At 66.8% G+C, this 19,459-nt stretch carries 19 protein-coding genes; 11 read left to right on the top strand and 8 right to left on the bottom strand.

The genetic code is table 11. The features are described 5' to 3' along the window. Positions 1-35: 35 nt before the first annotated feature. The 4 genes from NM2_RS20520 to NM2_RS20535 all read left to right on the top strand — a co-directional run bounded on the left by NM2_RS20520 (position 36) and on the right by NM2_RS20535 (position 4,740). A complete protein-coding gene (locus NM2_RS20520; RefSeq protein ID WP_218025956.1) occupies positions 36-1,394 on the top strand; it encodes an acyl-CoA dehydrogenase family protein in 1,359 nt (452 codons plus the stop codon). Then, complete coding sequence (locus NM2_RS20525) at positions 1,391-1,912, top strand: nuclear transport factor 2 family protein (RefSeq protein WP_067671086.1); 522 nt, start codon at positions 1,391-1,393, stop codon at positions 1,910-1,912. The genes NM2_RS20520 and NM2_RS20525 overlap by 4 nt, the downstream gene beginning before the upstream one ends. After that, positions 1,909-3,237: an acyl-CoA dehydrogenase family protein gene (locus NM2_RS20530; RefSeq protein WP_084531326.1), complete on the top strand. Its 1,329-nt coding sequence runs from the start codon at positions 1,909-1,911 to the stop codon at positions 3,235-3,237. Before NM2_RS20525 ends, NM2_RS20530 begins: the two co-directional genes overlap by 4 nt. Positions 3,238-3,306: 69 nt before the next feature. Beyond that, positions 3,307-4,740: an MFS transporter gene (locus tag NM2_RS20535; RefSeq protein WP_067671092.1), complete on the top strand. Its 1,434-nt coding sequence runs from the start codon at positions 3,307-3,309 to the stop codon at positions 4,738-4,740. Between the two features lie 70 nt (positions 4,741-4,810). On the opposite strand, the gene NM2_RS20540 is transcribed toward NM2_RS20535, so the two are convergent. The 5 genes from NM2_RS20540 to NM2_RS20560 form a co-directional block, all read right to left on the bottom strand. Next, on the bottom strand, positions 4,811-5,554 hold the full coding sequence (locus tag NM2_RS20540; protein WP_084531349.1) for a TetR/AcrR family transcriptional regulator: 744 nt from the start codon (positions 5,552-5,554) through the stop codon (positions 4,811-4,813). A gap of 165 nt (positions 5,555-5,719) precedes the next feature. Continuing rightward, positions 5,720-6,076, bottom strand: coding sequence for a hypothetical protein (locus NM2_RS20545; protein WP_084531328.1), 357 nt, complete (start codon positions 6,074-6,076; stop codon positions 5,720-5,722). A 46-nt stretch (positions 6,077-6,122) separates the two neighbouring features. Next, a complete protein-coding gene (locus tag NM2_RS51715; RefSeq protein WP_067671228.1) occupies positions 6,123-6,572 on the bottom strand; it encodes a hypothetical protein in 450 nt (149 codons plus the stop codon). Positions 6,573-6,730: 158 nt separating this feature from the next. Then, on the bottom strand, positions 6,731-7,243 hold the full coding sequence (locus tag NM2_RS20555) for a flavin reductase family protein (protein WP_067671097.1): 513 nt from the start codon (positions 7,241-7,243) through the stop codon (positions 6,731-6,733). A 26-nt stretch (positions 7,244-7,269) separates the two neighbouring features. Further along, on the bottom strand, positions 7,270-9,342 hold the full coding sequence (locus tag NM2_RS20560) for a catalase (protein ID WP_067671103.1): 2,073 nt from the start codon (positions 9,340-9,342) through the stop codon (positions 7,270-7,272). A gap of 198 nt (positions 9,343-9,540) precedes the next feature. Between NM2_RS20560 and NM2_RS20565 the strand changes: the two genes are divergently transcribed. From NM2_RS20565 to NM2_RS20585, 6 genes are all read left to right on the top strand, one after another. Then, positions 9,541-10,566, top strand: coding sequence for an amidohydrolase family protein (locus NM2_RS20565; protein WP_067671106.1), 1,026 nt, complete (start codon positions 9,541-9,543; stop codon positions 10,564-10,566). Positions 10,567-10,568: 2 nt separating this feature from the next. Then, entirely contained in the window at positions 10,569-11,486 is a 918-nt protein-coding gene (locus tag NM2_RS20570) for an amidohydrolase family protein (protein WP_067671109.1), read from the top strand. Between the two features lie 37 nt (positions 11,487-11,523). Next, positions 11,524-12,888, top strand: a complete 1,365-nt coding sequence (locus tag NM2_RS20575) for an MFS transporter (protein ID WP_067671111.1) — start codon at positions 11,524-11,526, stop codon at positions 12,886-12,888. Between the two features lie 162 nt (positions 12,889-13,050). Further along, entirely contained in the window at positions 13,051-13,224 is a 174-nt protein-coding gene (locus tag NM2_RS20580; protein WP_067671113.1) for a CsbD family protein, read from the top strand. Positions 13,225-13,550: 326 nt separating this feature from the next. Then, entirely contained in the window at positions 13,551-13,706 is a 156-nt protein-coding gene (locus NM2_RS50245) for a DUF6131 family protein (RefSeq protein ID WP_169816205.1), read from the top strand. A gap of 258 nt (positions 13,707-13,964) precedes the next feature. Further along, positions 13,965-14,507 carry an Rv1733c family protein gene (locus NM2_RS20585; protein ID WP_067671115.1) on the top strand — a complete coding sequence of 181 codons (543 nt, stop codon included), beginning with the start codon at positions 13,965-13,967 and terminating at the stop codon, positions 14,505-14,507. A 53-nt stretch (positions 14,508-14,560) separates the two neighbouring features. Here NM2_RS20585 and NM2_RS20590 read toward each other — a convergent pair whose 3' ends face one another. Further along, positions 14,561-16,090, bottom strand: coding sequence for an MFS transporter (locus tag NM2_RS20590; protein ID WP_067671118.1), 1,530 nt, complete (start codon positions 16,088-16,090; stop codon positions 14,561-14,563). Between the two features lie 104 nt (positions 16,091-16,194). On the opposite strand from NM2_RS20590, the gene NM2_RS20595 reads away from it, so the two are divergent. After that, the gene (locus NM2_RS20595) at positions 16,195-16,869 is read left to right on the top strand and encodes a TetR/AcrR family transcriptional regulator (RefSeq protein WP_067671239.1); all 675 of its coding nucleotides are present in this window, start codon (positions 16,195-16,197) and stop codon (positions 16,867-16,869) included. A 51-nt stretch (positions 16,870-16,920) separates the two neighbouring features. On the opposite strand, the gene NM2_RS47635 is transcribed toward NM2_RS20595, so the two are convergent. Continuing rightward, positions 16,921-17,985: a DUF3349 domain-containing protein gene (locus NM2_RS47635; RefSeq protein ID WP_169816206.1), complete on the bottom strand. Its 1,065-nt coding sequence runs from the start codon at positions 17,983-17,985 to the stop codon at positions 16,921-16,923. A 118-nt stretch (positions 17,986-18,103) separates the two neighbouring features. Next, positions 18,104-19,390, bottom strand: coding sequence for a diguanylate cyclase domain-containing protein (locus tag NM2_RS20605; protein ID WP_245718136.1), 1,287 nt, complete (start codon positions 19,388-19,390; stop codon positions 18,104-18,106). Positions 19,391-19,459: the final 69 nt, after the last annotated feature.

A 19,459-nucleotide genomic window follows, 5' to 3' on the forward strand; every position in this document is an offset into this window, starting at 1 on the left:
GCGAAGTTGTGCGGCGATAGAACGATGGAGATTCGATGACAACAACACTCCCGCCGAATTCGGGTCGGTCCGAGATGCCGCCGGGGCAACCGCCGGTCCCCGCCGCACCCGTTGCCTCCCCGTGGATCAGTGATGAGGGGCTCCGGATACGTGACCGGGTGCGAGAGCTGATCCCGCTCATCCGGTCTCGGGCGCGTGCGGGGGAGGAGATCGCGGCGTTGACTCCCGACGTGCTCGCCGCGATCGACGACGCCGGCGTCTTTCGCATGTCCATGCCGGTCGAATGGGGCGGATACGGCCTGGGGGCACGGGATTTGGTCGAGGTGATCAGCGCGCTGAGTGAGGGGGACGGCTCTGCCGGGTGGGCCGGTTTCGTGGGGGTGGGCCTGAAGAATCTGCTCGCGATGGATCCGCGGGTGGTCGAGGAGGTGCGCGCCGACGCCGAGGGCTGGGTCGGGCCGGCAGTCGTGGGCGCTTCGGTGTTCGCGACCAAGGTCGGCATGGCCCGAGCTGTCGATGGCGGGTGGATGGTGAAGGGGCAGTGGGCATTCGGCAGCTGCTGCAAGCACGCGCAGTGGGCGCTGGTGGGAGTCGAATACGACCCCGGCGAGACCGGGCAGGGCTCCGGACGCGGCATCGTCGCGCTGCGCCGGGAGCAGTACGAGATTCTCGACGACTGGAACGTCATGGGGCTGTCGGGATCGGCCAGTAACAGCTTGCGCGTGCAGGAGGAGGTGTTCGCCCCGGCGCACCGCTTCCTCGACCTGGCCGAATTCCCGCTGCGATTGCAGCAGGTGCGCGACCGGTACACCGGCGCCGGTTTCGCGCAGCGCGGCCTGGCCCTGCTGCTGTGCGCGACACTCGCGAATATGGCTGTCGCACTGGGGATGTCGCGGGGAGCGCTGAGCTGTTTCGCCGAGCAGGCGGCCAAGCGCAAGCCCTTCACCCTGCCCTATCCCACGATCGGCGATATGGCGTCGGCTCAGGTCGCGGCCGGCAAGGCGCTCGCGATGATCAACCTCGCCGCCTCGACGATCGAAAGCACGGCCGACCAGCTCGACGCGCGGACGGCGCAGGGACTCGATTTCACCCCGGAGGAGGAGTCCGAGATCAGCCTGTCCATCGCGTACGCGGCGAATATGTGCGAAGACGCGATCAACCTGCTGCAGAAGACGATCGGCTCGTCCACGATGAGCCTGTCGAACCCGATCCAGCGGTTCGTCCGAGACGTCCGGGTGCTCACCTCGCACGGCGCGATCCGCATCGACCCGCTGGCGGAGCAGAACGGGCGCCGCGTCCTGGGCCTGCCCCCTTTCGCGATGTTCGGCAGCGCCGTGCCCGAACGCCGCGGCTCATCGGACAACTCGCGAGACAAGGAGACCATCCGCGCATGAACGACTTCAGTGTTATCGACGGCGTCGCACAGATTCACGATCCGGCCCTGTACGAGACCTGGCTGGACCGTGAGGATTACAAAGCCGCTGTCGCCCAGGCGGATACGCCCGAGCGGACCGCGATCAAGCGTCTGCTGGTCGAGTTCGAGGCGGATCTCGGGCGCATGGTGCGGGACGACACGGTCCAGGAGAACGTCGTCGATGTGATGAAACGGTATGTGGTGGAGGACTACATCCAGCACGACCCGAACGCGCCCGGCCACGGACTGGACAATCTCATCGAGCACTTCCGCCGCGTTCCGATCGGCCGCGGCACGCCACCACCGGTGGTGAGCGTCGTGCTGGACGGCGATCTGGGCACCGTGATGATGAAGATGCCGATGCCGGATCCGGTCAGTCCCGGCGAGACGTACGACTGGTACATGATCACGCTGTTCCGAGTGCGCGACGGCAAGCTCGCCGAACACTGGAGCACCTTCCAGAAGATGGCCGCCCCGCTGCTGCCGGAGAACTCATGACATCGCCCACGACGAGCAGATTCCCGCAGTCGCCCTATCTGAGCGAGGAGGGTCGGCGCATGCGTGATGCGATACGCGCGGCGGCCCCGGGCCTGGCCGCGCGCGCCCGGGCAGGGGAGGAACAGGGCGTGCTCACGCTCGAGACGGTCTCGGTGCTGCACGAGATCGGGGTGTTCCGGATAACCATTCCGGTGGAGCTGGGCGGATTCGCGCTGGGGGCGCACGACACCATGGAGGTGGTGCGGGCCCTGGGACGCGTCGACGGGTCGGCCGGGTGGACGGTGATCGTGTCCAGCGCGGTCCGCAGCGCCCTCGTATTCGGGGAACGGGTGCGCGACGAGATCTTCGCCGACGTCACGACCTGGGAAGGACCGCTGCTGTTCGGCGCCACCGTCTTCGCGCCCAAGGTCGGTGACGGACGCAAGGTCGACGGCGGCTGGATGGTGAAAGGCCGGTGGCCGTACGGCAGCGGCAGCAAGATCGCCAAATGGGGCACGGTCGGATTCGAGTACGACGACCCCGACACCGGACAACGCCGGCGTGCGATGGCGATGCTGACCCGTGATCAGTACACGATCGTGGACGACTGGCACGTCATGGGCATGAGTGCGACCGCGAGCAACACGGTGCAGGCCGATGAAGAGGTGTTCGTCCCGGAGTACCGGGTCGTGCACACCGCGGAGGTGCCCGCGCGCACCGATGCCCTGCGCGGCAAGTACCAGGGGCTCGGGTTCATGCATTCGGGGATCGGGACCATGGTCGCCACGACGGTGGCGTTCGCGGCGCTGGCTCTGGGGATGACCGAGGGCGCTCTGGAGGCCTTCGTGACGCAGGCCAAGAAGCGGGCGCCGTTCAATCTGCCGTATCCGACCATGGCCGACATGGCTTCGACCCAGGTCGTGGCCGGTAAGGCCAGGGCAGTGGTCAACACGGCGGCGGCGGTGATCGAGCGGCAGGCCGACGAGATCGACCGGCGGGCGCTGGCGGGTGAGGACATTCACCCGTGGGAGGAACCGGAGATCACGATGGACCTGGTTCACCAGATCCACCAGTGTCTGCAGGTCATCGACGGGCTGCAGCTGGCGCTGGGTTCCTCGACCGTCGGTCTGTCCAACCCGCTCCAGCGGTTCGTGCGCGACGTGCATGTGCTGGCGACTCATGGCGCGTTCCGGATCGACCCGATGGCCGAGATCAACGGCCGGGACATCTTCGGGCTCGAACCGCTGCCTGTGATCGCCGCACTCAGCTCACCACCCCCCGCGAAGACACCCGCGCACCCGGCCCCCAACGGCATCCCGGCGGTCTCGGTACCCCGCTCCGTGTGAACTGACTCTCCACTGAATATCGCGTCGCGCCAACGGATTTGGCGACGCATCCGTCTCGAAGGATTTCCTATGACCAATTCCGTGCCGGCGACCGCCATGGTCCCGCCGACGCCCGAGGCGGGCTGGCGGTCCTACCTCGTAGATCTCTGGCAGGCGCCACCGCGCGCCAAAGCGGCACTGGCCGGGTGTCTGCTGCTCATGGTGGTGAGTCCCTCCGGCCTCTCGGCGATGACGACGTTCATCGTCCCGGCGTACGCCAGGGCCACCAGGGTTTCGGTATCTGACGGTCTGCTCGTATTCGTCACTCTCCCACTGCTTGTCGGACCGGTCGTGCTGCCTTTCGCCGGCCGCTGGGTGGATCGGCTGGGCGCACGCCGGGTCGCGATTCCCTCCGCGGTCCTGTACGTGGGGGTCACGGCCCTGGTTCCGGTCTGCGGGTCCAGCGTGCCGATGCTGGCGGTCGTGTTGATCCTGGCGGCCGTGTGCGGGTTCATGACGACTCTCGCAGTGGTGTTCAAGGTGGTCTCGACCTGGTTGCCGCAGCACAAGGGCATCGGATTCGCCCTCATCGGGGCTGTTTCGAGTCTCGCGTCGGCGGTGTTGTCACCGTTGTTCCAGTGGCTGATCAACGGTGATGTCGCGGTCCCCGAACCGGCGGCGGGTGGCAGCGCCCCGGGGGCGGGAGGCGCGGCGGCATTGGCCCCGGCACCGTCGGTGGGGGCGAATGTGTTCACGGGCCTGGGGTGGGGTGGCACCTATCTCCTCGTGGCCGTGGCGATCGCGGTCATAGCGATCCCGACCGCGATCTTCCTGATCTCGGAGCCGAAGATTCCGCACTCGACGAATGACGAACAAGCACCGCGCCGGCCGGGTCCACCGGATATTCCGGCCGGTCTTCCGGGGATCCCGCTGCGCAAGGCGCTGCCGACGCGCGCCTGGATCTTCATCGCGATCTTCCTCGCGTTCGCGTCGACCGGCCCGATGGCCGTGCGGCAGAACGCGGTCGGCTTCTTCGGCGAGCGCGGATTCTCGGCGGCGACGGTTTCGGTGTCGCTGTCCGCGCTGTTCATCGCCTCGATCGTCGGGCTTCTGCTCGGCGGGGTGATCCTGGACCGGACCGACCGGCCCTTGGTGGTCGCCCCGATCCTGGCGGCGGTACCGGCGGGGCTCGTGATCGCGTTGACGAATCATGGTTCGACGCCGCTGCTGTTCCTGTCGATGATCTTTCTCGGCTTCGCCACCGGTGCGGAGTCGGCCCTGGGGCCCTACCTCATCGCACGGTACTTCGGCCTCGTCTCGTTCGCGCAGTTGCAGGGATTGACGCTGGCGATCTCCACCCTGTCGCTCGGCCTGGCGCCGTTCCTGGTCAGCGCGGTGCAGGCGGCGACGGGGAGTTACGCGGGACCGGTACTCACCATCACCGCGCTGACCGCGATCGCCGTCGTCCTGGCCGCCCTACTACCGAAGTTCCCGCCGCAATGGAAGACCTTCAGCGACAACTGAATTGAAGCCGCAAGGCCGCCCCGATCCATCGGGGCGGCCTTCGGTTGTGTCACCGCGAGGCTCCGTGCCGTCACGGAAGCTGTTCCGGTGACGCCCCGATCGGCGTGGACGTCTCGCGCGGTACCCACGAGAAGACGACCCCGGCGCCGGAAGGGGCGTTGGGCAGGTCTCCGGCTTCCTTGTTGCGCAGCGCGCGCAGGAACACGGCTGTGGTCCAACGAGCCTGTGCCTCGAGAAACGCGGGGTCGTGTTCGCCGCCCACGGCGAGCAGTGCGTCCATCTGGAGACCCGCTACCGCCATCTGAATGAACAGCCCCGCGTATACTTCGGCGTCCGGCAGGGCATAGCCGTGCCGATTCGCGTCCTCGCACAGTGTCGCGGTCACCAGGTCGACGACGTGCGGTGCACCGAGGGAGCGAATGGCCTCGGTGAGTTCCGGGCGTCGAACCGACTCGGCGATCATGATTCGGAGGAAGGCCAGGAACTGGGCGCCGCTCGTCGCCTTCAGCACCTCGAGCAGGATATGCGCGAGCCGTTCCTCGGTGTCGTCGGCGGGGTCGAGCATGGCCCGGTCGAGGTCCAGATCCAAAGCGGCGCCGCCACGTTCGGTCACGGCGTGGAAGAGCTTCACCTTGTCGCCGAAGTGTGCGTAGACGGTCGACTTGGAGACGCCGGCGCGGGCTGCCACCGCGTCCATCGAGGTCTGGTCGAAGCCGCCGGCCAGAAAGAGTTCCACCGCCGCGTCGAGTACCTTCTCGTGTTTGCTGCGGGGTGCGGGCCGCTCGGATTGCGCCTGCTCGGTTGTCTCGGTCATCTCACCCTCCGTCACAGCCCCTACTCCCGCCCGTCGACCGCGAATCGAATCGTCCTTCATCGCAACTATACTGGACCGTGTAGTTTACCTACAGCCTAGTGGTCGCCGACCCGCAGAGGTAACCGGGTGTGGCGACTGTCGAGCGCCTCGGTGGAGTCCACGATCCTAGGAGACCGCGATCGCGGTGACGACATGCACTACGCAGGCGAACAAGGGCCCGGCGACCATGACCGGCTCTCTGCGCTGAGCGCCGAGCGCGGCGTCTCCGGCCTGGGCGATCGCGGCGACCACGAGAACGAGAGCGCTCAGGATGCCATGCGGGAAGAACGGCGCCGAACCCGCGAGGAGTCCCAGCGGGATCGCTCTGGCCGCATACATCCGCGCGTAGAAGCGTTCTCCCGCAGTGGGTTTCGCTTCGTGAATCAGGGCCGACGGACGCAGGGCTGCTACCACGGCGAATCCGATGCTGATCAGCGAGACCACGCCGTTGAGCACGGTCAGAACGATCATCCCGGCGCTCATGCTCCTCCTGAGTGTTGTCGGGGCAGCGGCATCTGGGTTCAGTGTCTCATTTGCCGAAGCCGACCAGGTCGTCGGCGAGGTTGCCGACCTTCAGGGCTTGGAGTGCCTGTTGGCGGGTGTCGGGGCAGGTCTGGGTGGTGACGCGGTCCACGAGGGCGCGGTCCGTGAGCACCTTCGTGTTGAGCCCGCCGCTGCGGGCCGCCCAGTCGTGTACGACGAGGTTGAAGTCCGCTCGAGCGGTCGTGGAGGTGTCGGTGCGCCAGTCGTCGATTTTCGGAGAGATCATGTCGCACAACTGCTTTGCCGTTTCCGGGGTGATCTGATCCGGGTGGGGGATTTCCGAGGTCTCGGACGGCGAGGTGAAGGTGATGGTGACTTGCGGGGGTGGGGTCGGCGAAGTGGAGGTGGGGCTCAAACCGCTTGCGCTGCAACCGGTCACCGCGGCGAGGGCTGCCAGCGTTGCGGTGAGGACGGTCACCGCTCGGATCGGACGCATATTCACTCCTGACGGCCGGGATTGATCCAGTTGCGTTGCGATACCCGGCTTTTGGCGAATCAATCGGGAATCCGGCCTTTTCGAGCGAACAGCGGGCAGCCGTGCCGATCCTCTCGGACCGGCACGGCTGCGGACGGAAGGGCGCTATGTCGACGTGTTCATGCCGGGTGACCAGGTGAGAGGTCGGCGACGTCGCTGTATCGCGAGGCGGTGACCGCGCGGTGCGGCGCGCTGGCCGCGCTGAGCCCGAGCAGGATTCCCACATGGTCGCCGAAGTCGTGGTGCTGCAGGATCGGGCCGGTGAACCATGCCGCGGCAGCGGTCAGGATCGGCAGGCCGTGCGGCCCGGTGCGCCAGTCGCAGTGTGCGAATTTGTCGATGGCGGAACCGGTTTCGGAACCGAACAGCGCCGCCAGGGCCGCATTGTCCCGGCCCGGCAGATGCACCGCCAGATACTCGGCCCGCTGCGCCACGGCATAGGTGTGGTTGCTCCGGGACAGCCCGACGAGGAACCTGCGGGGCTCGATGGACACTTGGCCGGCGAAACCGACCAGACAACCCGCCTTGTCCTGCCCCGACGCGGTCGTCACGATGATCACCGGGTAATCGGCCGTCGCGATGATCGCGTCGAAGGCCGCCTCGTCGTGCACATCGCGCTGCTCCACAGGCATCCTCCCCGCCCCGGAGGGCGAACGGGTTACCCGGCGAACCGGGACCAGAACCGGACCTCACGGCATCGGTCGACGAAGTCCGTGGCCGAGACGCCGGATCCGGCCAGGTCGACGAAGCCTGCATCGAGCTTCTCATGCAGGCCCGCCGCGGCCAAAAGCGCCGCGGCCTCACGATGTGCGACGAACTTGCAGTGCGCGTATGCGTCGTTGACGAAATCGCGGGCGGGAGGCAGCGCCGCGAGTTGTGCGACGGTCTCGTCGGTGGCGAGTACGGCCACTGCGTCGTAGAGCACCGAGGGCGCGCCGTCGATCTTCTGGTCGGCCTCGATCTGCTCACCGTTGTCCGCGACGACACCGCCGACCTTCGGGGCGATGATCTCGATGGTCGCCTGCTCGGCGCTGATCGCCGCACGCAGCTCGGACAGCTGCTTCGCGTCCACGCCGTCGGTGACCAGCACCCCGATCTTGCGGCCCGCGAAGGACTTCGGGCCGTTGCGCAGGATGCTCAGCGCGGGCGATTCGGGCAGGTCGGTGCGAGGTGTCCGGGCCGCGGTCGCGGGCTCGGGGAGTTCGGCGAGTCCTAGACCGTCGCTGACCCCCGCGGCCAGATCCTCGTCGACATTGCGCAGTGCGGACACCACCCGCGCGCGAATCTCGACGCGATCGCACTTGCTGAGCTCGAAGACGAAGCTGTCGATGATGTGCTGCTGTTCGACGCGGGTCTGGCTCGCGAAGAACTGCCGGGCCTGACTGTAGTGATCGGCGAAGCTGTCCGAGCGCAGCCGGCGTTTGGGGCCCGACACCTCCTCGGGGACGGTCCGGAATCCTCGGTCGGGATCCTCGCGCGGCCCCTTGATATCCGACGGCCATGAATTGGGTTCGTAGTTGGCCCGGTTCGTCGGGTTCACCGTCGCCATGTGGCCGTCCTGCTGGAATGTCGCGAACGGGCATTTGGGCGCGTTCACCGGCAGATGGGTGAAATTCGGGCTGCCCAGGCGTTTGAGCTGCGTATCGAGATAGGAGAAGTTCCTGCCCTGCAGCAGTGGGTCGTCGGTGAAGTCGATTCCGGGAATGATGTTCTGCGTGCAGAAGGCGACCTGCTCGGTCTCGGCGAAGAAATTGTCCACCACCCGGTCCAGCACGAGCTTGCCGACACGTCGTACCGGAACCTGTTCCTCCGGAACGATTTTCGTGGGGTCGAGGATGTCGAATTCGAATCGATCGGCGAAGTCCTCGTCGAACAGTTGCATGCCGAGTTCCCATTCGGGGAAATCGCCCGAGCCGATCGCGTCCCACAGGTCACGGCGATGGAAGTCGGGGTCGGCCCCATTGATCTTCACCGCCTCGTTCCACACCACCGACTGCAATCCCTGCTTCGGCTTCCAGTGGAATTTGACGAAGGTCGACCGTCCCTCCGCGTTCACCAGCCGGAAGGTGTGCACGCCGAAGCCCTCCATGAACCGGAACGAGCGGGGGATGGCACGGTCGGACATGATCCACAGCAGCATGTGGGTCGATTCGGGGGTCAGTGAGACGAAATCCCAGAAATTGTCGTGTGCGGTCTGGGCCTGGGGGAATCCGCGGTCGGGTTCCTGTTTGGCCGCGTGGATCACGTCCGGGAATTTGATGGCGTCCTGGATGAAGAAGACCGGGATGTTGTTGCCGACCAGATCCCAATTGCCTTCCCCGGTATACATTTTCACGGCGAATCCGCGGACGTCGCGGGCCAGGTCCGACGATCCCTTGTTCCCGGCGACCGTCGAGAATCGAACGAACACCTCGGTCCGGCGGCCTGCCTCGCGGAACGGGTCCGCGATGGTCAACTCGTCCAGCGGCTCGTAGTTCTCGAAGTAGCCGTGCACCCCGAACCCGCGAGCGTGGACCACCCGTTCCGGGATTCGCTCGTGGTCGAAATGAAAGATCTTCTCGCGGAAATGGAAATCCTCCAGCAGCGCCGGGCCGCGCTGTCCGGCGCGGAGTGTGTTCTGGTCGTCGCCGACCACCACGCCCTGCTGTGTGGTGAGTCGGGTGTCCTGGCCGGATGCCTGCTGATGGGTTTCGCCACCGTTTCCGGGGTGGCCCGCAGTTTCGTCGGTCATGCCGTGGTCTCCTGTCGAGTGTGCGTCGAACCGGATACCTGCGCCCTTACCCGCGCACCGCACGGGTAAACGGTTGCCCGCCGGATGTGCGTGGCCACCGGATCGTGACCGCTCGCCAGCGCATGTCAACGATATTGTCAACAATCGTGTCAACTGTTATGTTAGCGGAGTAACAGTCCCAGCAACTCTGGAGCTTCGATGATCATCGACTGCCACGGCCACTACACGACAGCCCCTGGGGCGCTGGAGTTCTGGCGTAACCGGCAGATCGCCGCACTGGACGACCCGAGCGCGACGCCGAGCCCGGCCGACCTGGTCATCGGCGATGACGAACTGCGCGCGAGCATCGAGGACAACCAGCTGCGACTGATGGACGAGCGCGGCATCGACCTGACCGTGTTCTCCCCGCGGGCCTCGTTCATGGCCCATCACATCGGTGACTTCCAGACCTCGGCAACCTGGGCGGCGATCTGTAACGAGCTCTGCTATCGGGTCGGTGAGATGTTCCCCGATCGCTTTGCGGTGGCCGCCATGTTGCCGCAGTCGCCCGGCGTCGACCCCGCCACCTGCGTTCCCGAATTGGTTCGGTGTGTGGAGGAGTACGGCGCGGTCGCGCTCAATCTCAATCCGGATCCGTCCGGCGGGCACTGGACGTCGCCGCCGCTCACCGATCGGTCGTGGTACCCGATCTACGAGAAGATGGTCGAATACGACATCCCGGCCATGGTGCACGTGTCGACCAGCTGCAACCCCGCCTTCCACACCACCGGCGCGCATTACCTCAATGCCGACACCACCGCGTTCATGCAGCTACTGCAGGGCGACCTGTTCGCCGATTTCCCGACACTGAAGTTCGTGCTGCCGCACGGCGGCGGTGCGGTGCCGTATCACTGGGGCCGCTTCCGCGGGCTCGCGATGGCCCTGAAAAAGCCGGAGCTGGAAGAACATCTGCTGCACAACGTCTTCTTCGACACCTGCGTCTACCATCAGCCGGGCATCGATCTGCTGCTGAACGTCATTCCGGTCCGCAACGTGCTGTTCGCGTCGGAGATGATCGGCGCCGTCCGTGATATCGACCCGCGCACCGGCCACTACTTCGACGACACCCGTCGCTATGTGGAGGCCGCGGGTCTGTCCGGCGACGACCTGTCCGCGGTGTTGGAGCACAACGCTCGCGCCGTCTACTCGCGGCTGGGCGCACGCCTGGCCGAGCGGAGCCGGTGACCATGACGACGTTCACGAAATCCGAGGGCTGGCTGGACTGGTACCCGAATCCGTCGAAGCCGCGATTCACCCTGCCCGCCGGTGCGGTGGACGCGCACTGCCACGTCTTCGGACCGGGCGCCGAGTTCCCGTACGCGCCGGAACGCAAGTACACGCCGTGCGACGCGGGCAAGAACCAGCTGTTCGCGCTGCGTGACCACCTCGGGCTCGAACGCAACGTCATCGTCCAGGCCACCTGCCACGGCGCGGACAACCGGGCCATGGTCGACGCGGTGGGCGCCGCGCAGGGCCGCGCCCGCGGTATCGCCACCGTGCGCCCCGATGTCACCGATGCGGAACTGCGCGAGTTGGACCGGGCCGGAGTGCGCGGGGTGCGGTTCAACTTCCTCAAGCGACTCGTCGACGCCGCGCCGAAGGACGACCTCGCCGTCATAGCGGCGAAGATCGCCCCGCTGGGCTGGCACATAGTCATCTATTTCGAGGCCGCGGACCTGGCGGAGCTGGAGGACTTCTTCGCCACGCTGCCGACGCCGCTGGTGGTCGACCACATGGGCCGCCCCGATGTCACACAGCCGCTGGACGGGCCCGAATTCTCGCGCTTGCTACGCTTCACCGATCGCAACGACGTGTGGGTGAAGGTCAGCTGCCCGGAGCGGCTGTCGGTCACCGGCCCGGCCGCCCTCGACGGCGAAACTCGCGCCTATACCGATGTCGTGCCCTTCGCCCGTCGCGTGGTCGAGGAATTCCCCGACCGGGTGCTGTGGGGCACGGACTGGCCGCACCCCAACCTCACCGATCACATGCCCGACGACGGGCTGCTGGTCGACCACATCCCGCACATCGCTCCCACCACCGAACTTCAGCACAAGCTGCTGGTCGCCAATCCGATGCGACTGTACTGGCCCGACGAAGCCAGCTGACGTCTCGCTCGCCAAGTACTGCTCGATAGGACTGCCCATGCAACGCTGCAATGCGTCCAACCGGCTCGACCGGCTGCCGATCTCGCGTTTCCACAAAATCACTCTGGTCGCCGTCGCGATCGCCTACTTCTTCGAATTCGCCGATATCAACAGTTTTTCGATCACCGCGCCGCGGCTGATCAAGCTGTGGGGGGTGAGCGTCGATCAGATCGCGTGGGTGACCTCGCTGTCGTTCGTGGGCATGTTCATCGGATCGGTGATCGCCGGTTGGCTGGCCGACCGCTGGGGTCGCAAGCGCGCCCTGATCTGGACCACGATCGGATTCTCGGTTTTCTCGCTGGCCGCGGTGTTCTCCTGGGACATCACATCGCTCGCGGTCTTCCGGATTCTGACCTCGGCGGCGTTGTCGGCCATGACGGTCGTCGCCGTGATCTACGTCAGCGAGATATTTCCGGCGGCCGTGCGCGGGAAATATCAGGCATACGCCATCGTCATCGGCATCTGCGGAACTCCGGTCACCAACCTGATCGCCAGCCTGGTGGTCGGCGTCGCGCCCTGGTCCTGGCGGCTGGTCTATCTGTGGGGCGCGCTCGGGCTGATGGTGCTGTTCTTCGTCCGGTATCTGGTCGAATCCCCACTGTGGCACGAGAATCGGGGTGAGTACGAGGCCGCCGACGCGGTGCTGTGCGCCCTCGAGGCGAAGGCGACGGCCGAGCACGGGCCGCTGGCCGAGCCCGCGCCGCCCACGGCGGTCGAGCCGCCCGCGAAAGCCTCGCTTTCGATACTGCGGCAGAGGCGGTATCTACTGCCGACGCTGCTGCTGACGGTGCTGTGGGTGACCCAGTCGATCGGCTTCTTCGGATACTCCAGCTGGGCGCCCTCACTGCTGGCGAAAGAGGGCTTCAGCGTGCAGAGCTCGACCCTCTACGTGGCGCTGTCGACAGTCGGCGCGCCGCTCGGCTCGTACCTCGCGGCCTTGGTCACCGACCGGTTCGAACGCAAATGGTGCCTGGTGGTGTTCGGTACGATCATCGCGGCATCCGGCCTGCTGTACGGGCTGACCTTCACGCCGATCATGATCGTGGCCTTCGGTTTCCTGGTGAACCTCTTCGAACGCGGCTACACCGCCCTCGGTTACGCCTACTCGCCGGAGCTGTTCGACACTCGCGCGCGATCGATCGGAACCGGCGTGTCCTACGGGCTCGGGCGGCTGTCCAACGCGCTCGGACCGTTGATCATCGTCCACCTCTACCACTGGAGCGGATACCGGTCGGTGTTCTACTTCATCGCCGCGACGTGGATGGTCGGCGCAATCGTGGTCGCTGTCTTCGGACCACGCACCCGTCGGCGTATACCGGCGCCCGACGACCCGGCGGCGGCGGGTCTCGGAGTCGCTCGATGACGGTCGCGGCGGTGTTCACGGCCTGTTGCCCGGATCCGCACTGCGCATAGTGGCATGCCCCGAATCCACGCGTTCGGGGCATGCTCCGTTTCGGTCGCGCGCACCCGGGTAAGCGGCGGTGGAGCGCTATACCGCAGCGCTCCAACCGGAAAGGAGTACGCGATGAGTGCCACAGACAAAGCGAAGAACAAGGTCGACGAGCTGGCCGGCAAGGCGAAAGAAAAAGTGGGCGAGGCGACCGGCGATCGCGAGACTCGGGACGAGGGAAAAGGCGATCAGGTCAAATCGAATCTGAAGGACGCCGGTGAGAAAGTGAAGGATGCCTTCTCCGAGTGATCGGGCAGGACATCACCACCGCCGACGACGCGGGTGATGAAGAGGCTGTCAGCCGGTTGCGCGATGAACTCGACAAGGCGTTGCGTCACGAGCGCGAAAGCGGCGGTGAACAGTAACGCCGGTCGGAACTGCGAGCAGGGTCGGCGTGACCCTGCGAGCAGGTCGCTACGACCGGGTTGGGATGCGAATTTCGGGGTATGCGCTCGACGTCGAGAGTTCGGGCGAGTGCGTTGGCACCGGCCGGCGCACGGCGCGCCCTTCGCCACCAGCGGAGGGCTTGCGGAATAGCGAGTCGCGGGTTGGCTCGTCAATGTGAGGAGTATTTCATGATCGTCATCGGAATCATTCTTCTGGTTCTCGGTTTCATTTTCAGCATCCCTATTCTGTGGACCCTCGGCATCATCGCCCTTGTCATCGGAGCGGCGCTGGCGTTGCTCGGAGCCCTGGGACGCCCGGTCGCCGGCCGCCGTCACTACTATTGACCGGCGCTTGCCATGATCATCGATAAATCGTGGCCGAGAAACAACAGGCGGCCCCGGGTGCTTCCCGGGGCCGCTCTGTGGAAGTGCGGTGGATCGAGTTTCGGCCGTATGGCCGACGACGCTGTGAGCCGATAAGGAGCTCCCATGCCTCATGATCCGGACAGTGCGGGACCGCGGCGGGCCGGCAGGTATCCGGGATCGCGAAACGCACCGTCGCCGACCGGTGGCCGACCGTCGCCGCTGCGAAAGATCGGGCGAATGGCGCCGTGGAGCGCGAATCCGTTGTTGCGGCGGTCCGACCGCTGCGAAGGGTGGATCCGGGTCCTGGGCATCGTGCTCTTGGTCGCGGCCGTCCCGCTGGCCGTGTGGACGGGCCGCAACGCCGACATACAGGCCGGCTCGCGGGCCCGGGACGAGTTGCGGTCGGCAACGGTCGTCTCCGCTGTCGTTATCCAAAGGCCTTGGGCGCCACAGCAATCCGCCGCATCCACCGGTCCGGTCTGGCAGACGCGGGCAGAGTGGAGCCGGGACGGGCGCTCCGGGATCGTCGACGTGGACGTCGCGCCGAACGCGGAACCCGGTGATCGGGTGCCGGTACTGCTGGCCCGGGACGGCACTCCGGTCGGGGACCGCTCGCCGTCGAAGGCGGGGTTCGGTTGTGGCATCGCGGCGGGCATGACTCTCTTCGACGCGATCGCGGCCGGGACCGCCGTGCTGCTGGTGGTCAGCAACCGGGTGTTCGGACGTTACCGCCGGGCCGCATGGGATCGGGAATGGCGTGAGCTGAGCGACGCGGCCTGAGCCGCGCCGGAGCGTCGGCGACAGGCTCGCCGACGCTCCGGTGGGCTGTTCGATCAGTGTGCGATCACCGGTGCGGCGTCCGGGTCGAGGTCCGGCGCCTTGGCCGGGTAGAGCAGTCCGGCCAGGACCGCGCCGGCGAAGAAGAATCCGGCGGCCCACCAGAATGCGGTGTGGTAGCTGGCGATCTGGGCGCCCTGCTGCAGGGCGGTCATCGTCGCGCCGCTCGTTTTGTGGTCGGCGACGTAGTTCGTGGCGGCGGTCGCGGAGAAGCTCGACAGCAGTGAGATGCCGATGGAGCCGCCGACCTGCTGTGCGGTGTTCACCATTGCCGAGGCGACGCCCGCGTCGCTGGTGGCGACGTCGGTGGTGGCGTACCCCATGGCGGTGGCGAAGACGGCGCCGAGTCCGATCCCGACGACGAGCAATCCCGGCAGCACGCCGGTCGCGTACCCGCTCCCGGCCTCGATCCGGGTGAGTATGACCATGCCGACTCCGGCGGCGGCGAGTCCGGCGCCGACGACCAGTTTCGGGCTGACCCGCCTGGTGAAACCACCGGCCAGCGACGCGGTTCCGGCCAGGGCGCCGACCATCGGCAGGAAGGCCAGACCGGTGACGACGGGGCTGTATCCCAGGGTGTTCTGCAGGTAGTAGGTCAGGAACATGAATACGCCGAACATCCCGATCGCGGAGATCAGCATCACCAGGTACGAGGTGCCGCGGACCCGGTCCAGGAGGACGCGCAGTGGCAGCAGGGGATGCTCGACCCTGCTCTCCACGAGTACGAACGCGGCCAGCAGGGCGATGCCGACGCCGATGAACGCCAGGGTCCAGGTGTCGGACCAGCCCTTGCTCTCGGAGTTGGCCAGACCGTAGACCAGGGCGAACAGGCCGACCGTGACGAACGACGCACCGAGCAGATCGAATGTGGGGCCCTGGGCGTCGCGCCGGTGGCCGGGAATGAATCTCGCCGCGCCGACCAGGGCGATGACAGCGAACGCGACGTTGACGTACAGGCACCAGTTCCACGAGAGGTACTCGGTGAGTACGCCGCCGACCAGCAGGCCGATCGCGGCACCGGCGCCGGAGATCGCGCCGTAGATGCCGAAGGCGCGGGCGCGATCCTTGCCCTCGGCGAAGGTGACCGTCAGCAGCGACAAGGCGGCCGGAGCCAGCAGCGCACCGAACACGCCCTGTAGTGCGCGGGCGGTGACCAGTACCTCGAAGTTGGGACTCCATCCGCCCAGGGCCGAGGATGCCGCGAATCCGATCAGGCCGATGATCAGGGTTCGCTTGCGGCCGAACAGATCGTTGAGCCGACCGCCGGCGAGTAGCAATCCGCCGAAGGTCAGCGAGTAGGCGGTCACGATCCATTGCCGCAGGTCGTTGTTGAAGCCCAGGGCGCGTTGGGCTTCGGGCAGCGCGATGTTCACGATCGTGGAATCGAGCACCACCATCAGCTGCGCCACCGCCAGCACGATCAGGATCAGCCATTTGTTGTGGTGCCTGGCGGTACCGCCACCGCTGTCGCGGCGCCGCGCCGGTGCTTCGGCCGTTGCCGGGCGGACCGTCGGTGTCGTGGACATCTCGTCGCCTCCTCGCTCGAAAGCGGAACACTCTGTTCCGCTTGTTGCCCCTACGATAACGACAAAAGCGGAATATGGTGTTCCGGTTTGTGTAGGATGTGACCATGCCGACAGTCGAAGTCTTCGCGGACGGTGATCACCACCGTCTGCGGCGCGACGCGGAACGCAACGTCGAGAAGATCTCGGCGGCCGCGATGACGGTGTTCGCCGAACGCGGTCTCGAGGTCTCCGTGGCCGATGTCGCCGAGCGGTCCGGTGTCGGTGTCGGGACCGTCTATCGGCGGTTCGGCGACAAGAACGGGTTGATCCGCGCGCTGTTCGAAGCCGAGATCGAGAGCGTGGTCGAACTCGCCGAGGCCGCGGTCCGCGCGGACGACGCCGGTCGCGCGTTCGTCGAGTTCTGCCTCCAGGCGAGTACGTCGTTCGCGAACAACAAGGGTCTGCGGGACCTCATGCTCGCAGGCGGTGTGGAACCTACGGAGTTCACCCTCGCGGCGCAGCAGCGGCTGTCCACGTGTGTGCAGATCCTCGTCGATAACGCCAAACGGGCCGGATGGCTGCGGGACAGCTTCTCCCACAACGACTTTCCCGTGATGTTGGCGGCGATCGGCGCCGCGCGCGAATTCGGCGGGCCCGAGCATCCCGACCTCTGGCTGCGCACCCTGGCCCTGATGTTCGATGGCATGCGCAACGATTCCAGGACGCCCCTCACCCTCGACACCCCGCCTCCGCTCACCGAGGAACAGGCACAGGCGATCGTCGAGAGCCCACATCGCTGAGCCGCGCGCTGTACGTGCCGCGGTCGCACGGCGAACTGTCCGCCGTAATGGTCAGTCCTGGTCGGTGTGCTCTGCCGGGGTCCATTCGTCGGCGGTTTCGCCGGTGGCCAGGAAGATGGTGCGGCGCCCGACCTCGACGGCGTTGTCGGCGAACCTCTCGTAATACCGGCCTATCAGAGTGAGATCCACCGCGGCGGTGATCCCGTGGTCCCACGCCGGACCAAGCACGGTGGCCAGTAGTTCCTCGTGGAGGCCGTCCATGACATCGTCCTGCCCGTCGAGCAGGCCGGCGGTCTCGGGATCCGGTGATTCCAGCGCCGCGGCCGCGCTGGTGGCGATCGATACGGCCGCGGTGCCCATCCGGGCGATCAACGGCTGAATCGGCTCGGGGACCGTGGGTTCGGGATGACGGCGGCGCGCGGCGGTGGCGATGTGGGTCGCCAGCACCGCCATGCGTTGCAGATTGCCGGTGAGCTGGAGCGCGGTCATCACCTGCCGCAGTTCCTGGGCCACGGGCGACTGCAATGCCAGCAGCCGCATCGCTTCGGCTTCGGTGTCCCGCGCGAGCGCCTCGACCTCGCCGCCGATATCGATCGCGATCTGCGACTGCTCCAGATCCCCGGTCAGCAGCGCGTTGGTCGCGGTCGCCACCACGGTCCGATCGCGCAGGCACATCTCCTGCAGCAATCCGGCCAGCTGCCGCAGATTCTCCTGGTACCGGGTCCGCGCACCCGATCCGACCCCACTCGGTATTTCCTCGTCGGACGGAACACGCAGCGGCAGAACCGGTTTGGTCGCGGCACCGGATGATCCGGGTTGCCAGTCACCACCGACCGGCCACCCGGCCGCCCGAAGCCGATCGCGCACCCGCGCCAGATCCGCTTCGCCGGGCAGCTCCTGGGTGAAACGGGTGATCGCGACCGCGGCGTCGACCCGGTCTGCCGGTAGTGCGCCTTGCACGAGGAGTGCGTCGACCACCTGGTCGATCTCGTCGTCACTCAATCGGCGTCCCAGCAGTGCCAGCAGCGGCACATAGTCCTGCGACGGAACCCCTTGCGGGTATCCGGCCCGCAGCCATGCCACGATCCGGGCCAGCAGATCCGACCACTCCACCACGTACCTCCCGTACCGTCCGGGGTGAAACACACCCTCGTATCGACCTAGTCACGGCTTCGCAAGGGAGTCTGCCCCAAATCGCCGCACCGAGTGCACCGGTCGGGTTTCGGGCCGGCCGTCAGGTGGGTGCGTCGGGGATCTCCAGAACCCAGTGCCCCTTGCCGTTGGTCTTGGCGTTGTAGAGGCTCGCGTCGGCGGCGGCCAGGAGGGATTCGGTGTCGGCTCCGGCGATGGGGGTGACGATGGCGCCGATGCTCGCCGACATCGGCAGGGTGTGACCATCGATGACGATCGGGTCGGCCAGTGCCTCCAGCAGCCGGTCGGCGATGACCGTGATCCGGGAAGTGCCGGCCGGCGGCGGGATGAGCACGACGAATTCGTCGCCGCCGATGCGCGCGACGAGGCAGTGGTGATCACGCACACTGCCGCGCAGGCGGGCCGCGACCGCGGCGAGAGCCTTGTCCCCGACATTGTGGCCGTAGTGGTCGTTGATCTCCTTGAAATGATCCATGTCGGCGAAGCAGAACCCGGCGTGATCGCCGGGGTGCGCGGTGGCGATCAGCTCGTCGATTCGCTCGGCGAGCAGGCGGCGATTGGGCAACCCGGTCAGCGGATCGTGCCGGGCCTGGCGATGCAGCTCCTCGTGCCGCTGGTGCAACTCGGTCACATCCGAGCCCACGGCCAGCAGGTAGTCGGGGTGCTCGTTGAGTCCCGGGACATAGGTGATCGCGAACGACATCCACCCGATGCTGCCGTCCGCGCGCACCAGCCTGCGCTCCAACCTGACCGTGCCGGACCGTTCCGGTACCAACTGCTCGAATACCAGCTCGCGGATGTGGTCCTTGTCATCGGGGTGGGCGAAATCGTAGACCGATATCCCCTGTAGCGATTCGACCGGAACACCGATCATCTCCGCCAGGGCACTGTTCGCTTCCAGCAGCGTGCCATCGGTGTCCCCGATCGCGACCGCGGCGGCGATGTTGTCGAACACACTGCGGAACCAGTCGTCCTTGCCGCCCGCCTCGCGGGGGCGTTGCTGCTCGGCGTGCGGGTGATCGAGGCCGCCCAGATCGCACAGCCCGGCCTGGTGTCCTTGCCCGACGGCGGTCAGCAGAACCGCCAGCCGGGCGCTGGCGTCGGGGTGCGGGCAGTGGTCGGCGAGTCGGTGCAGCGCCCGCGCGGACACCCACGGGACCTGCTCATCGGTCCACTGCGCCGCGACCAGAGCCCTTCCAACCTGCACGCCTGCCGACGCGTCGAAGGGATCGGTGTGCAATGCGGCGAGAAGATCGACGATCAGACCTCGCAACAGATAGCGTGTGCGCGGGTCCGACTTCCGGGCCACGTCAATGGCGGCCAGGGCCTTCAACCAGGCCCGTGCCAGCATCTCCTCGACATCGTCCACCGCAATCCCCTCGGGGATCGGCTCGCCAGCGGACTCAAGCCACTCCGCGAACGACCCGATAGCCACTCG

It is taken from the genome of Nocardia miyunensis NBRC 108239, assembly GCF_001613065.1.
In the GTDB taxonomy this organism is placed as follows: Bacteria; Actinomycetota; Actinomycetes; order Mycobacteriales; family Mycobacteriaceae; genus Nocardia; species Nocardia miyunensis.

Excerpts from the sequence above, each read along its gene's own strand:
- NM2_RS20580 (WP_067671113.1), top strand. The coding sequence starts at position 13,051 with ATGAGTGCCACAGACAAAGCGAAGAACAAGGTCGACGAGCTGGCCGGC.
- NM2_RS20590 (WP_067671118.1), bottom strand. The coding sequence starts at position 16,090 with ATGTCCACGACACCGACGGTCCGCCCGGCAACGGCCGAAGCACCGGCG.
- NM2_RS50245 (WP_169816205.1), top strand. The coding sequence starts at position 13,551 with ATGATCGTCATCGGAATCATTCTTCTGGTTCTCGGTTTCATTTTCAGC.
- NM2_RS20530 (WP_084531326.1), top strand. The coding sequence starts at position 1,909 with ATGACATCGCCCACGACGAGCAGATTCCCGCAGTCGCCCTATCTGAGC.
- NM2_RS20595 (WP_067671239.1), top strand. The coding sequence starts at position 16,195 with ATGCCGACAGTCGAAGTCTTCGCGGACGGTGATCACCACCGTCTGCGG.
- NM2_RS20525 (WP_067671086.1), top strand. The coding sequence starts at position 1,391 with ATGAACGACTTCAGTGTTATCGACGGCGTCGCACAGATTCACGATCCG.
- NM2_RS20570 (WP_067671109.1), top strand. The coding sequence starts at position 10,569 with ATGACGACGTTCACGAAATCCGAGGGCTGGCTGGACTGGTACCCGAAT.
- NM2_RS20585 (WP_067671115.1), top strand. The coding sequence starts at position 13,965 with ATGGCGCCGTGGAGCGCGAATCCGTTGTTGCGGCGGTCCGACCGCTGC.
- NM2_RS20575 (WP_067671111.1), top strand. The coding sequence starts at position 11,524 with ATGCAACGCTGCAATGCGTCCAACCGGCTCGACCGGCTGCCGATCTCG.
- NM2_RS20520 (WP_218025956.1), top strand. The coding sequence starts at position 36 with ATGACAACAACACTCCCGCCGAATTCGGGTCGGTCCGAGATGCCGCCG.
- NM2_RS20545 (WP_084531328.1), bottom strand. The coding sequence starts at position 6,076 with ATGAGCGCCGGGATGATCGTTCTGACCGTGCTCAACGGCGTGGTCTCG.
- NM2_RS51715 (WP_067671228.1), bottom strand. The coding sequence starts at position 6,572 with ATGCGTCCGATCCGAGCGGTGACCGTCCTCACCGCAACGCTGGCAGCC.
- NM2_RS20555 (WP_067671097.1), bottom strand. The coding sequence starts at position 7,243 with ATGCCTGTGGAGCAGCGCGATGTGCACGACGAGGCGGCCTTCGACGCG.
- NM2_RS20535 (WP_067671092.1), top strand. The coding sequence starts at position 3,307 with ATGACCAATTCCGTGCCGGCGACCGCCATGGTCCCGCCGACGCCCGAG.
- NM2_RS20560 (WP_067671103.1), bottom strand. The coding sequence starts at position 9,342 with ATGACCGACGAAACTGCGGGCCACCCCGGAAACGGTGGCGAAACCCAT.
- NM2_RS20540 (WP_084531349.1), bottom strand. The coding sequence starts at position 5,554 with ATGACCGAGACAACCGAGCAGGCGCAATCCGAGCGGCCCGCACCCCGC.
- NM2_RS20565 (WP_067671106.1), top strand. The coding sequence starts at position 9,541 with ATGATCATCGACTGCCACGGCCACTACACGACAGCCCCTGGGGCGCTG.